Origin of the sequence: Burkholderia sp. BCC0506, from assembly GCF_902833145.1 — a bacterium.
Lineage (GTDB): Bacteria > Pseudomonadota > Gammaproteobacteria > Burkholderiales > Burkholderiaceae > Burkholderia.
In genome coordinates this window covers 416714-429875 of sequence record NZ_CADFEN010000006.1, presented here as the reverse complement: position 1 = coordinate 429875, position 13162 = coordinate 416714, and the positions used below count along the sequence as shown (strand labels likewise).

Below are 13162 nucleotides of genomic sequence, written 5' to 3'. Positions count from 1 at the left end.
TCGTGTGTGGCGGTGCAGGCCGCGGTCAGCTCTTCATCAGCCGCCGCTGCCGGCCGACGCTCATGATCATCCCGATCGCGATGCCGAGCGTCGTGAGCGCGGTGCCGCCGTAGCTCATGAACGGCAGCGGCACGCCGACGACCGGCAGCACGCCGCTCACCATCCCGATGTTGACGAACGCGTAGACGAAGAACGCGAGCGTGAGCGAACCCGCGAGCAGCCGGCCGAACAGCGTCGCGCCCTGCGCGGCGATGTAGAGCCCGCGCGCGATCAGCGACATGTACAGCGTGAGCAGCACGAGCCCGCCGGCGAGCCCCCATTCCTCCGAGAACACCGCGAAGATGAAGTCGGTGTGCTTTTCCGGAATGAATTCGAGGTGCGCCTGCGTGCCTTTCAGGTAGCCCTTGCCGAGCACGCCGCCCGAGCCGATCGCGATCACGGCCTGGATCGTGTGGAAGCCCTTGCCGAGCGGGTCGGACGTCGGGTCGAGCAGCGTGCACACCCGGTGTTTCTGGTAGTCGTGCATCAGCGGCCACTGTACTTCGGGCTGGCAGATGCGTTCCTCGAACACGGCGATCGAGCCGACCGCGATCACGCCCGCGACGAGCACGGGCACGATCAGCTTGAACGACAGGCCGGCGAGGTAGATCACGAAGAAGCCGGCCGCGAACACGAGCAGGCCGGTGCCGAGGTCGGGCTGCTTCGCGATCAGCCCGACCGGCACCAGCAGGATCCCGAACGCGGCGACGAAGTCGTACCAGCGCAGCCCGCCCTCGCGGCGCTGGTAGTACCACGCGAGCATCAGCGGCGTCGCGATCTTGAGGATTTCCGACGGCTGGATCACGACGCCGACGTTCAGCCAGCGCTTCGCGCCCTTCTTGGTCATCCCGAACAGCGCGACGGCAATCAGCAGCGTGACCCCGAACGTGTAGAGCGGGACCGCGAAGCGCATCAGCGTGGTCGGCGGGATGTTGGCGATCACCCACATCAGCACGAACGTCAGCAGGATGTTGCGCAACTGGTCCTCGACGCGGCCCGGCATGTCGATCGACGCGCTGTACAGCGTGACGATGCCGACGCACAGCAGCAGGAACACGATGAGGGCGAGCGGGCGGTCGAAGCCCGCGAACATCTGCTTGATCTTGTCGAGCCAGGCGCGCTTGTCGAATTGCATGCCTTTCTCCGTTAATGAGCGGTGCCGGCGTCCACCGCTTTCGCGGGGGCCGTCGCACGATGGTTGTCGTCCCGCGGCGCGGCGGCGAGCGGCTGCGCGTCGCTGGCGGGCCGGCGCGGCCGGTGCGGGCGCCGGATCGGCGGCAGGCTCGCGGGCATCGGCGCCGCGGCGCTCGCGTCGGCCGGCGCCGTGGCGCTGGCGCCCGCCGCGCCCGAGGCACCCGACGCGGCCTCGGCCGCGCTGGCGGCCGACGGCACGACCGGCTGCGGCAGCGCGGTGAAGCCGGCCGCGATCGTGGCCGGCTTCGACGTGTCACCGACCACCGGCGCGCTCACCGGCTCGGTCGCCGACGCCGCGGCGGCCACGGCCGCGGCTTCGTTCTTCGGGTTCTGGCGCTCGACCAGGTAGTAGTCGAGCACGCGTCGCGCGATCGGGCCGGCGGCCTGGGCACCCCAGCCGCCGTTCTCGACGACCAGCGCGAGCGCGATCTGCGGGTGGTCGACCGGCGCATACGCGATGAACAGCGCGTGGTCGCGCAGGTGCTCGGCGAGCAGGTGGCCCTTGTAGTTCGAGCCTTGCAGCGAGAACACCTGCGCGGTACCGGTCTTGCCGGCGGCGAGGTACGGCGCGCCGCGGAACACCTTGTACGCGGTGCCGGACGGGTTCTCGATCACGTTCTCCATCCCGCGCTTCACGACGTCGATGTCGGCCGCCTTCAGCGGGATCACCTCGCTTTCCTTCGGCACGGTCAGATGGCGCGCGCGCGAGATCGGATCCTCGACTTCCTTCACGAGGTGAGGCTTCATCACGACGCCGTTGTTCGCGAGCGTTGCCGTGGCATGCGCGAGCTGCAGGATCGTGAACGAGTTGTAGCCCTGGCCGATCCCGAGGCTGATCGTCTCGCCGTCGAACCACTTCTGCTGCGCGGCCTTCTTGAACGCCTTCTTCTTCCAGTCGGTCGACGGCAGGATCCCGCGCGCCTCGCCCTGGATGTCGATGCCGGTGATCTGGCCGAAGCCGAACGGCTTCATGAAGTTCGCGATCGCGTTCACGCCGAGGTCGCGCGCGAGCATGTAGAAGTAGGTGTCGTTCGACACCATGATCGCCTTGTTCATGTCGACCCAGCCCTGGCCCGAGCGCACGTCGTTGCGGAACGTGTGGCCGCCGAACGTGAAGTAGCCCGGGTCCTGGAAGCCCCAGCCCGGCGTGCGCTTGCCGAGCGTCAGGCCCGCGAGCGCCATGAACGGCTTGTACGTCGAGCCGGGCGGGTAGGTGCCGTGCAGCGGGCGGTTCAGCAGCGGCTTGTCGGGCGAGTTGTTCAGCTCGTCCCAGGTCTGCTGGTCGATGCCGTCGACGAACGAGTTCGGGTCGAAGCTCGGCGACGACACGAACGCGAGCACGTCGCCCGTCTTCGGCTCGATCGCGACGAGCGCGCCGCGCTTGCCGGCGAACGCCTGCTCGGCGACCTGCTGCAGGCCGATGTCGAGCGACAGCACGAGGTTGTTGCCGGGCGTCGCCTGCGTGCGCGACAGCGTGCGCACCGGCCGGCCGCCGGCCGTCACCTCGACTTCCTCGAAGCCCGTCAGCCCGTGCAGTTCGGTCTCGTAGCTCTGCTCGACGCCGATCTTGCCGATGTAGTCGGTGCCCTTGTAGTTGTTCGCGTCGCGGCGCGGATCGTAGTGCTCCTGGTCGCTGTCGTTGTCGTCGCTCATCGCGTCGATGCGATCCTGGTCGCGCTTCGAGATCCGGCCGATATAGCCGATCACGTGCGCGGCCGTCATGCCGAGCGGGTACTGGCGGAACAGCCGCGCGCGCACGTCGACGCCGGGGAAGCGGAAACGCTGCGCGGTGAAGCGCGCGACTTCGGCGTCGGTGAGCCGCGTGCGGATCGGCAGGCTCTCGAAGTTCTTCGAGTCTTCCTGCAGCTTCTTGAAGCGGCGGCGGTCGCGTGCGTCGATCGGGACGATCTCGGACAGCTTGTCGATCGTGTTGTCGAGCGTGTCGTCGAGCTTCGACGGCGTGATCTCGAGCGTGTACGCCGAGTAGTTCTTCGCGAGGATCACGCCGTTGCGGTCGGTGATGATGCCGCGGTTCGGCACGATCGGTGCGACCGAGATGCGGTTTTCCTCGGCCTGCAGCGCGTATTTGCCGTGCTGCATCAGCTGCAGGTAGAAGAAGCGGCTCGCGAGCAGCCCGAAGCAGACGAACACGAACACGCCCGCCGCCGCGACGCGCAGGCGGAACTTCGAGAGCTGCTGTTGGGTGTCGTTGAATTCGGTCATTTAAGCGCAATCTGGCCCGCGCGCGGGCACGGGCGAGGGGCCGCCCCGGAGCGCGGCGCGCGGCGGGCGTGGGGGCGGCGGGTATTCAAGATCGGTCCGGCTCAGATCGGGCGCGTATCGTCCGGGTCGACCGGGCGGCGTTGCGGCATCAGCAGCAGGTGGCTCGCGATCGGCCACAGCGCGGCTTCGACGAAACCGTCGACGAGGTAGCGCCAGCCGGGGAACGCGGCGCCCATCAGCAGGCGGATCACGAACGGCACGAGCTGCGCGGCGACGAGCAGCGGCGTGACGTACAGCACCTGCACGCCGATCGGCATCCACAGCACGCGGCGGTGGATCGTGATCGCGCCGTACGACAGCAGCGTATAGGCGAGCGCGTGCTCGCCGAGCAGCCCCGCGTCGTGCACGTCCATCAGGATGCCGAGCGCGAACGCGACGCCCATCCCGACCTTGCGCGGCTGGTGGATGTTCCAGAACAGCAGCACGAGCGCGACGAAGTCGGGCACGCCGGGCAGGCGGCCCCACGGCATCAGGTTCAGCAGGAACGCGGCGGCGAGGCTGAAGACGATGAAGTACGGATTGACCGGCTGCAGGATGTATTGCGGGCGGTTCATCGCTGGGCTCCTGATTGCCCGGCGGCGGGCTTCGCGGGCGCGGCGGCCGGCTTGGCCGGTGCGGCAGCGGCCGGTGCCGGGTTCGCGCCGGCGGGCTGGGTCGCGGCGGCCGGTTTCGCGTTCGCGTCGGCCTTGTCGGTTTTCTCTGCCTTCTCGCCCTTCGCGGCGGCTTTCGCGCCCTTCTTGCCCTTCGCGTTCTTCTCGGCGGCGGGATCGGGCTCCGCCGGGCGCGGCGGGATGTCGTTGCGGTAATGCAGCACGAGCATCTGGCGCGCGCCGCGCACGGCCGCGACCGGCGCGCAGGTCACACGGGCGAACGCGGTATCGGCGAGCTTGTCGACGCGCACGACCTTCGCGACCGGCAGGCCCGGCGGATAGACGCCGTCGAGGCCGCTCGTGACGAGCTCGTCGCCGGCGACGAGATCCGCGCTCGTCGGCACGAAGCGCAGGTCGAGCGAATCGCCCTTCGGCGTGCCGTAGATCACGCTGCGCAGGCCGGTGCGCAGCACCTGCACGGGAATCGCGAGATCGCGGTCGGTGACCAGCGTGACTTCGGATTGCAGCGGGAACACGCGCGTGACCTGGCCGATCACGCCGTCTTCGCTGACCACGGGCGAACCGTCCTGGATGCCTTGCTGCGAGCCTTGCCCGATCACGATCTTCTGCGTGAACGGATCGCTCGTGTCGTACTGGATCTCGACCGGCGTCGATTGCGTCGCGATGTGCTGGCGCAGTTCGAGCACCGCGCGCAGGTGCGCGTTTTCCTGCGTGAGTACGGCGGCCTGGTTGGCCTGTGTGGACAGTTGCAGGTTGCGCTTGCGGAGAGCGTCGTTCTCGTGGCGCAGCGTCGCACCGGTGACGGCGAGGTCGGCCGCGCCCATGAACAGGTCGCGCGGCACGAGCGCCGCGCGTTGCAGCGGGTACAGCACGGTGCCGAGCACGCCGCGCACGATTTCGAGCGTGCTGAAGCGCGCGTCCGACACGAGGAGCGCGATGGCGAGGGCGACGAAGAAGATGAGCCGCGCGAGCGCGGGCGGACCTTGCTTGAAGAGGGGCGGCGGACTGTATTCCATGGTCGGCGCCGGGCGCGTGTGATCGGTTAAATAATGCTCAGACGCGCAAACGGCGCGGCGGTTCGTTCTGAACGAGCGATCCGGCCACGCCGCGGGTGCGTCATATCAAACGGGACTGCCTAGGCGATCACTCGGCGATCACTCGTACGAGAAGATGCTGCCCAGCTTGTCCATGCGCTCGAGCGCCATGCCCGAGCCGCGCACGACGCAGGTGAGCGGATCTTCGGCGACGAGCACCGGCAGGCCGGTTTCTTCCGCGAGCAGGCGATCGAGGTCGCGCAGCAGCGCGCCGCCGCCCGTCAGCATCATCCCGCGTTCGGCGATGTCGGCGCCGAGTTCCGGCGGCGTCTGTTCGAGCGCGATCTTCACCGACGACACGATCTGGTTCAGCGGATCGGTCAGCGCCTCGAGGATTTCGTTGCTGGAGATCGTGAAGCTGCGCGGAATGCCTTCCGACAGGTTGCGGCCCTTCACTTCCATTTCCTTGACTTCCGAGCCCGGGAACGCGGAGCCGATTTCCTTCTTGATCGCCTCGGCGGTCTGCTCGCCGATCAGCATCCCGTAGTTGCGGCGGATGTAGTTGACGATCGCCTCGTCGAACTTGTCGCCGCCGACGCGCACCGAGCCCTTGTACACGATGCCGCCGAGCGAGATCACGCCGACTTCGGTCGTGCCGCCGCCGATGTCGACGACCATCGAGCCGGTCGCTTCCGATACCGGCAGGCCCGCGCCGATCGCGGCCGCCATCGGCTCCTCGATCAGGTAGACCTGCGACGCGCCGGCGCCGTGCGCCGCTTCCTTGATCGCGCGGCGCTCGACCTGGGTCGACCCGCACGGCACGCAGATGATGATGCGCGGCGACGGCGAGAACATGCGCGACTCGTGGGCCGTCTTGATGAACTGCTTGATCATCTGCTCGGTGACGGTGAAGTCGGCGATCACGCCGTCCTTCATCGGGCGGATCGCCTCGATGTTGCCCGGCACCTTGCCGAGCATCTGCTTGGCTTCCTTGCCGACCGCCTGGATCGTCTTCTTGCCGTTGGGGCCGCCTTCCTGGCGGATCGACACGACGGACGGCTCATCGAGCACGATGCCCTTGCCGCGCATGTAGATCAGGGTGTTTGCGGTGCCGAGGTCGATCGCGAGATCGTTGGAGAAGTAGCTGCGCAAAAAACCGAACATTCAGAATCCTGTTTCGCTCTGGGCCGGCCCTGCATAGCGAGCGCTGAGGGCGGCAGCGGAAAAAATAACAGCCTCGGGAAGCGTGGCGGAAGCGGCCGCCGCGGCGCACGAAGCTGCGAGTGATGTCTACCGGGGATCGCACGAAGCACGCACGGCTTGCCGAAACAGGGCGAAACGGTGCGGGAAAAGGCTGCCGGGTTTGGGTCGAACGCGTAATGATACCTTATAATTTCACGGTATTTGAATCGAAACGGGCGGTATTTTTGCCGCTTCGGCCCCGATTTTTGAGGGTGGGATCGCACCCTCCAACCCCCCGCCGCAGCGCTGCTTTCGATGCGCTGCGCAGCCTTGTTTTTCCGGTGATCGCATGGCCCTGACCCTGACCGATGTGAAACGCATCGCGCACCTGGCGCGACTCGAAATGGCCGACGCCGACGCCGAGCACACGCTCGGCCAGCTCAACGAATTCTTCGGCCTCGTCGAGCAGATGCAGGCGGTCGACACCGCCGGCATCGCGCCGCTCGCCCACCCGATCGAACAGATCCAGGAAGTCGCGCAGCGCCTGCGCGACGACGCCGTGACGGAAGTCGTCGATCGCGACGACAACCAGCGTCCGGCGCCGGCCGTCCAGGACGGCCTCTATCTCGTGCCGAAGGTGATCGAGTAAGCATTCGATGACAAGCGCGCCGGCCGTCCAGCGCCGCGCGCCACCCAGAATTCCCAGGAAAACCACTCAATGCACGCAAAAAGCCTGACCGAACTGCGCGCCGCGCTCGCCGCCAAGGAATGCTCGGCCGTCGAGCTCGCGCAGCACTATCTGAAACGGATCGACGCCGCGCGCGACCTCAACGCGTTCGTCCACGTCGACGCCGACCTTACCCTCGCGCAGGCGAAAGCCGCCGATGCCGAGCTCGCCCGCGGCGCGGGCGGCGCGCTGACCGGCCTGCCGATCGCGCACAAGGACGTGTTCGTCACGCGCGGCTGGCGCTCGACCGCCGGCTCGAAGATGCTCGCGAATTACGAGAGCCCGTTCGACGCGACCGTCGTCGCCCGCCTGCAAGCGGCCGGCATGGTCACGCTCGGCAAGACCAACATGGACGAGTTCGCGATGGGCTCGTCGAACGAGAATTCCGCATTCGGCGCGGTGAAGAACCCGTGGGACACGAACGCGGTGCCGGGCGGCAGCTCGGGCGGCAGCTCGGCGGCCGTCGCCGCGCGCCTCGCGCCGGCCGCGACCGGCACCGACACCGGCGGCTCGATCCGCCAGCCCGCGTCGTTCGCGGGCGTGACGGGTATCAAGCCGACCTACGGGCGCGTGTCGCGCTACGGGATGATCGCGTTCGCGTCGTCGCTCGACCAGGGCGGCCCGATGGCGCAGAGCGCATCCGACTGCGCGCTGCTGCTGAACGCGATGGCGGGCTTCGACGAGCGCGACTCGACGAGCCTCGAGCGCGACGACGAAGACTTCACGCGCCACCTCGGCCAGCCGTGGGCGGCCGGCAACGATGCCGGCAAGCCGCTCGCGGGGGTGCGCATCGGTCTGCCGAACGAGTATTTCGGCGACGGCCTCGCCGACGACGTGCGTGCGGCGATCGACGCGGCGCTCAAGCAATACGAAGCGCTCGGCGCGACGCTCGTGCCGGTGTCGCTGCCGAAGACGGAACTGTCGATCCCCGTGTATTACGTGATCGCGCCGGCGGAAGCGTCGTCGAACCTGTCGCGTTTCGACGGCGTGCGCTTCGGCCACCGCGCCGCGCAGTACGGCGACCTGCTCGACATGTACAAGAAGTCGCGCGCCGAAGGCTTCGGGCCTGAAGTGAAGCGCCGGATCCTGGTCGGTACCTACGTGCTGTCGCACGGCTACTACGACGCGTACTACCTGCAGGCGCAGAAGATCCGCCGCATCATCGCGAACGATTTCCAGGAAGCGTTCAAGTCCTGCGACGTGATCATGGGCCCGGCGTCGCCGACGGTCGCATGGGATCTCGGCGCGAAGGGCGACGATCCGGTGCAGATGTATCTCGCGGATATCTACACGCTGTCGGTGAGCCTCGCGGGCCTGCCCGGCATGAGCGTGCCGTGCGGCTTCGGCGCGGGCGCGAACGCGAAGCGCCCGGTCGGCCTGCAGATCATCGGCAACTATTTCAACGAAGCCCGGATGCTGCAGGTCGCCGACGCGTTCCAGCGCGCGACCGACTGGCACAAGCAAGTTCCGGCAGGGGTGTAAGCACATGGCTACTCAGTGGGAAGTCGTTATCGGTCTCGAGACGCACGCGCAACTGTCGACCGTCTCGAAGATCTTCTCGGGCGCATCGACGCAGTTCGGCGCCGAGCCGAACACGCAGGCGTGCCCGGTCGACCTGGCGTTGCCGGGCGTGCTGCCGGTGCTGAACCGCGGCGCGGTCGAGCGGGCGATCCGCTTCGGCCTCGCGATCGGCTCGACCATCGCGCCGCGCAGCATCTTCGCGCGCAAGAATTATTTCTACCCCGATCTGCCGAAGGGCTATCAGATCAGCCAGTACGAGATTCCGGTCGTGCAGGGCGGCCGGATCACGATCCAGGTGCCGGCCAACGAGAAGGCCGGCAAGCCCGCGTACGAGAAGACCGTCAACCTGACCCGTGCGCACCTCGAGGAAGACGCGGGCAAGTCGCTGCATGAAGACTTCGCCGGAATGACCGGGATCGACCTGAACCGTGCGGGCACGCCGCTGCTCGAGATCGTCACCGAGCCGGAAATGCGCAGCGCGGCCGAGGCCGTCGCGTACGCGAAGGCGCTGCACGCGCTCGTCGTGTGGCTCGGCATCTGCGACGGCAACATGCAGGAAGGCTCGTTCCGCTGCGACGCGAACGTGTCGGTGCGCCCGGTCGGCCAGGAGAAGTTCGGCACGCGCGCGGAAATCAAGAACCTGAACTCGTTCCGGTTCCTCGAGGAAGCGATCAACTACGAAGTGCGTCGCCAGATCGAGCTGATCGAGGACGGCGGCGAAGTCGTGCAGGAAACGCGCCTCTACGATCCGGACAAGCGCGAGACGCGTTCGATGCGCAGCAAGGAAGACGCGCACGACTACCGCTACTTCCCCGATCCCGACCTGATGCCGCTCGTGATCGGCCAGGACTGGATCGAGCGCGTGCAGTCCGGCATGCCCGAGCTGCCGGCCGCGATGCAGCAGCGCTTCGTCGACGAGTACGGCGTGTCCGCGTACGACGCGGGCGTGCTGACGTCGAGCAAGGCGATGGCCGCGTACTTCGAGTCGGTGGTCGCGAAGGCCGGCGCGGCGAACGCGAAGATCGCCGCGAACTGGCTGATGGGCGACGTGTCGTCGCAGCTGAACCGCGACGGCATCGAGATCGACGCGATTCCGGTGTCGGCCGCGCAGCTCGCGCTGCTGCTGCAGCGCATCGCCGACGGCACGATCTCGAACAAGATCGCGAAGGAAATCTTCGCGACGATCTGGGACGAGAAGGCGACCGACGACGGCGCGGCCGACCGCATCATCGACGCGAAGGGCCTCAAGCAGATCTCCGACACCGGCGCGCTGGAAGCGATCATCGACGAAGTGCTCGCGGCGAACGCGAAATCGGTCGAGGAATTCCGCGCGGGCAAGGAAAAGGCGTTCAACGCGCTGATCGGCCAGGCGATGAAGGCGACCAAGGGCAAGGCCAATCCGCAGCAGGTCAACGAACTGCTGAAGAAGAAGCTCGGCTGAGCATGCGCGCGCGCCTGAACCGCGCCTGACGACGGGCCGCTCCGAATCAGTTCGGGGCGGCCCGTTGCGTTTGGTGGATGCGTTATCGTATGCATCGCACCGTCCAACGGAGGAACGAATGGCCAAACAACCGTCGCTCGACGATTTCCGCGTGCCTTACAGCACGCGCGAGAAGGAAGCCGCCGCATTCAGGCTCGACGCGTTCGACCCGGCCGCGAAGCCGTTTTCGTCCGGTTCGAAGGAGGCCGACCGCGAACGGCTGTCGGTCGTGTCGACCGAGCTCGACGTGCAGCAGGAGCGCCTGCACACGCAGCAGAAGAAGCGCGTGCTGCTCGTGCTGCAGGGGATGGATACCAGCGGCAAGGACGGCACCGTGCGCGCGGTGTTTCGCGAGGTCGACCCGCTCGGCCTGCGCATCGTGCCGTTCAAGGCGCCGACGCCGATCGAGGCCGCGCACGACTTCCTGTGGCGCGTGCACGCGCAGGTGCCGGCGGCCGGCGAACTGGCGATCTTCAACCGCAGCCACTACGAGGACGTCCTGGTGCCGCGCGTGCTCGGCGCGATCGGCGACAAGGAGTGCGAGCGCCGCTACCGGCAGATCCGCGATTTCGAGACGATGCTGTTCGAGAACGGCACGACCATCGTCAAGTGCTTCCTGCACATCTCGAAGGACGAGCAGCGCGCGCGGCTGCAGGCGCGTATCGACGATCCGACCAAGCACTGGAAGTTCGACATCTCCGATCTCGACGCGCGCAAGCACTGGGATGCCTATCAGTCCGCGTACCGCGACGCGCTCGCCGCGACGTCGGCCGAGCATGCGCCGTGGTACGTGATCCCGGCGAACTCGAAGACGCACCGCAACGTGATGATCGCCGAGCTGCTGCTGCGCACGATGACCGACATGAAGCTGGAATTCCCGCCGCCGAAGCCCGAGCTCGAAGGCGTGAAGATCCGTTAAGCTGCCACCCTGTAAAAACATCGAACTGAACGGAACCGACATGATGCGAGTGATCACCGCCAACCTGAACGGCATCCGCTCCGCCGCGAAGAAGGGCTTCTTCGACTGGCTCGGCGAACAGAACGCCGATTGCGTGTGCGTGCAGGAAATCAAGGTATCGGCCGACGACCTGCCGGCCGAATTCGTCGAGCCGCACGGCTTCAAGAGCTATTTCCACCACGCCGAGAAGAAAGGCTACAGCGGCGCGGGCGTCTACAGCCGCCGCGAGCCCGACGACGTGATCATCGGCTTCGGCAGCAGCGAGTTCGATCCCGAAGGGCGCTACGTCGAGGCGCGCTACGGCAAGCTGTCGGTCGTGTCGGTGTATGTGCCGTCCGGCTCGAGCGGCGAAGAGCGCCAGCAGGCGAAGTTCCGTTTCATGGCCGAATTCATGCCGCACCTCGCCGCGCTGAAGAAGAAGCGCGAGGTGATCCTGTGCGGCGACGTGAACATCGTCCACAAGGAAATCGACATCAAGAACTGGAAGAGCAACCAGAAGAACTCGGGCTGCCTGCCGGAAGAGCGCGAGTGGCTCACGAAGCTGTTCGACGACGTCGGCTACGTCGACGTGTTCCGCACGCTCGACCCGCGCCCCGAGCAGTACACGTGGTGGAGCAACCGCGGCCAGGCGTACGCGAAGAACGTCGGGTGGCGGATCGATTACCAGATCGCGACGCCGGGCGTGGCCGGTACCGCAAAAAGCACGTCGATCTTCAAGGACATCAAGTTCAGCGACCATGCGCCGCTGACGGTCGACTACGACTACACGAAGTGATGGCCGGCGCTGCACCGCGTGCGTAGCCGCCGGATGCGAAACGGGCCGCCTCTCGACAGGCGGCCCGTTTCGTTTGGGGCGGCGCTTACTGCTTGAGCGACGCCATGTCGATCACGAACCGGTACTTCACGTCGCTCTTCAGCATCCGCTCGTAAGCGGCGTTGATCTGCTGCATCGGAATCGTCTCGATATCGGACGTGATCCCGTGCTCCGCGCAGAAATCGAGCATTTCCTGCGTTTCCGCGATTCCGCCGATCAGCGAGCCCGCGAGGCGGCGGCGCTTGAAGATCAGGTTGAACACCTGCGGCGACGGATGGTCGTGCTCCGGCGCGCCGACGAGCGTCATCGTGCCGTCGCGCTTGAGCAGGTTGAGGAACGGGTTCAGGTCGTGCTGCGCGGCGACCGTGTTCAGGATGAAGTCGAAGCTGTTCAGGTGCGCGTTCATCTGCGCTTCATCCTTCGAGATCACGACTTCATGCGCGCCGAGCCGCTTGCCGTCCTCGATCTTCGACGGCGACGTCGTAAACAGCACGACGTGCGCGCCCATCGCGCGCGCCAGCTTCACGCCCATGTGGCCGAGGCCGCCGAGACCGACGATGCCGACCTTCTTGCCGGGGCCGACGTTCCACTGCCGCAGCGGCGAATAGGTCGTGATCCCCGCGCACAGGAGCGGCGCGGCGCCGGCCGGGTCGAGTGTGTCCGGCACGCGCAGCACGAACGCCTCGTCGACGACCAGCTGCGTCGAATAGCCGCCGTACGTGATGTCGCCCGTCACGCGATCCTGGCCGTTGTAGGTGCCGACGAAGCCGTTCTCGCAATACTGCTCGAGGCCCTCTTCACAGCTCGCGCAGGTGCGGCACGAATCGACGAGGCAGCCGACGCCGACCAGCTCGCCGACCTTGAAGCGCGAGACCTGCGGGCCGGTCGCGCTCACGCGGCCGACGATTTCGTGGCCCGGTACGACCGGGTAGATCGTGTTGCGCCATTCGTTGCGCGCCTGGTGCAGGTCGGAGTGGCAGACGCCGCAGTAGAGGACGTCGATCTGGACGTCGAGGTCGCGCAGCGCGCGACGCTGGAATTCGAACGGGGCGAGCGGCGATTGCGAATCGGTCGCCGCGTAGGCATAGGTCGTGCTCATGCAATGGCTCCTTGTCCGGAAAACATCCGGTGAAACAGACTGCCGCCGCACCATGTGGCGATGCGGCGAGACAGGACGTCATCGTAAGGAGCGCGGCGCCGCGGCGAAATACACGAAGGTCTCGAAGCTTTGCCTATTCCTCTCGAATTTGCCGCGAACGGCCGTCAAAACACGTTCAAGGTGCTACATTGCCAGCCAGATTCTCTTGCCGGACAGGACC

The 13162-nt window shown here is 66.9% G+C and carries 11 protein-coding genes; 5 read left to right on the top strand and 6 right to left on the bottom strand.

Going from position 1 to position 13162, the window contains the following annotated elements; translation table 11 throughout:
• Nucleotides 1-25: 25 nt before the first annotated feature.
• The 5 genes from rodA to HWX62_RS17030 form a co-directional block, all read right to left on the bottom strand.
• Complete coding sequence (gene rodA / locus HWX62_RS17050) at nt 26-1174, bottom strand: rod shape-determining protein RodA (RefSeq protein ID WP_175928139.1); 1149 nt, start codon at nt 1172-1174, stop codon at nt 26-28.
• A gap of 11 nt (nt 1175-1185) precedes the next feature.
• The gene (gene mrdA, locus HWX62_RS17045; RefSeq protein WP_175928138.1) at nt 1186-3456 is read right to left on the bottom strand and encodes a penicillin-binding protein 2; all 2271 of its coding nucleotides are present in this window, start codon (nt 3454-3456) and stop codon (nt 1186-1188) included.
• 101 nt (nt 3457-3557) lie between these two features.
• A complete protein-coding gene (gene mreD / locus HWX62_RS17040; RefSeq protein WP_006477476.1) occupies nt 3558-4070 on the bottom strand; it encodes a rod shape-determining protein MreD in 513 nt (170 codons plus the stop codon).
• Complete coding sequence (gene mreC / locus HWX62_RS17035; protein ID WP_175928137.1) at nt 4067-5143, bottom strand: rod shape-determining protein MreC; 1077 nt, start codon at nt 5141-5143, stop codon at nt 4067-4069. Before mreC ends, mreD begins: the two co-directional genes overlap by 4 nt.
• Nucleotides 5144-5281: 138 nt before the next feature.
• Nucleotides 5282-6325: a rod shape-determining protein gene (locus HWX62_RS17030; protein WP_004189550.1), complete on the bottom strand. Its 1044-nt coding sequence runs from the start codon at nt 6323-6325 to the stop codon at nt 5282-5284.
• Between the two features lie 367 nt (nt 6326-6692).
• On the opposite strand from HWX62_RS17030, the gene gatC reads away from it, so the two are divergent.
• The 5 genes from gatC (at nt 6693) to HWX62_RS17005 (ending at nt 11804) form a co-directional block, all read left to right on the top strand.
• The gene (gene gatC / locus HWX62_RS17025) at nt 6693-6992 is read left to right on the top strand and encodes an Asp-tRNA(Asn)/Glu-tRNA(Gln) amidotransferase subunit GatC (RefSeq protein WP_124500610.1); all 300 of its coding nucleotides are present in this window, start codon (nt 6693-6695) and stop codon (nt 6990-6992) included.
• Nucleotides 6993-7061: 69 nt separating this feature from the next.
• Complete coding sequence (gene gatA / locus HWX62_RS17020) at nt 7062-8552, top strand: Asp-tRNA(Asn)/Glu-tRNA(Gln) amidotransferase subunit GatA (RefSeq protein ID WP_175928136.1); 1491 nt, start codon at nt 7062-7064, stop codon at nt 8550-8552.
• A 4-nt stretch (nt 8553-8556) separates the two neighbouring features.
• On the top strand, nt 8557-10032 hold the full coding sequence (gatB, locus tag HWX62_RS17015) for an Asp-tRNA(Asn)/Glu-tRNA(Gln) amidotransferase subunit GatB (protein WP_175928135.1): 1476 nt from the start codon (nt 8557-8559) through the stop codon (nt 10030-10032).
• Between the two features lie 118 nt (nt 10033-10150).
• Nucleotides 10151-10990 carry a polyphosphate kinase 2 family protein gene (locus tag HWX62_RS17010; RefSeq protein ID WP_175928134.1) on the top strand — a complete coding sequence of 280 codons (840 nt, stop codon included), beginning with the start codon at nt 10151-10153 and terminating at the stop codon, nt 10988-10990.
• A 40-nt stretch (nt 10991-11030) separates the two neighbouring features.
• Nucleotides 11031-11804: an exodeoxyribonuclease III gene (locus HWX62_RS17005; protein WP_175928133.1), complete on the top strand. Its 774-nt coding sequence runs from the start codon at nt 11031-11033 to the stop codon at nt 11802-11804.
• Nucleotides 11805-11889: 85 nt separating this feature from the next.
• On the opposite strand, the gene HWX62_RS17000 is transcribed toward HWX62_RS17005, so the two are convergent.
• A complete protein-coding gene (locus HWX62_RS17000; RefSeq protein ID WP_175928132.1) occupies nt 11890-12942 on the bottom strand; it encodes an NAD(P)-dependent alcohol dehydrogenase in 1053 nt (350 codons plus the stop codon).
• Nucleotides 12943-13162: the final 220 nt, after the last annotated feature.

Excerpts from the sequence above, each read along its gene's own strand:
- gatB (WP_175928135.1), top strand. The coding sequence starts at position 8,557 with ATGGCTACTCAGTGGGAAGTCGTTATCGGTCTCGAGACGCACGCGCAA.
- mreC (WP_175928137.1), bottom strand. The coding sequence starts at position 5,143 with ATGGAATACAGTCCGCCGCCCCTCTTCAAGCAAGGTCCGCCCGCGCTC.
- gatC (WP_124500610.1), top strand. The coding sequence starts at position 6,693 with ATGGCCCTGACCCTGACCGATGTGAAACGCATCGCGCACCTGGCGCGA.
- HWX62_RS17000 (WP_175928132.1), bottom strand. The coding sequence starts at position 12,942 with ATGAGCACGACCTATGCCTACGCGGCGACCGATTCGCAATCGCCGCTC.
- gatA (WP_175928136.1), top strand. The coding sequence starts at position 7,062 with ATGCACGCAAAAAGCCTGACCGAACTGCGCGCCGCGCTCGCCGCCAAG.
- mreD (WP_006477476.1), bottom strand. The coding sequence starts at position 4,070 with ATGAACCGCCCGCAATACATCCTGCAGCCGGTCAATCCGTACTTCATC.
- HWX62_RS17010 (WP_175928134.1), top strand. The coding sequence starts at position 10,151 with ATGGCCAAACAACCGTCGCTCGACGATTTCCGCGTGCCTTACAGCACG.
- mrdA (WP_175928138.1), bottom strand. The coding sequence starts at position 3,456 with ATGACCGAATTCAACGACACCCAACAGCAGCTCTCGAAGTTCCGCCTG.
- HWX62_RS17005 (WP_175928133.1), top strand. The coding sequence starts at position 11,031 with ATGATGCGAGTGATCACCGCCAACCTGAACGGCATCCGCTCCGCCGCG.
- rodA (WP_175928139.1), bottom strand. The coding sequence starts at position 1,174 with ATGCAATTCGACAAGCGCGCCTGGCTCGACAAGATCAAGCAGATGTTC.
- HWX62_RS17030 (WP_004189550.1), bottom strand. The coding sequence starts at position 6,325 with ATGTTCGGTTTTTTGCGCAGCTACTTCTCCAACGATCTCGCGATCGAC.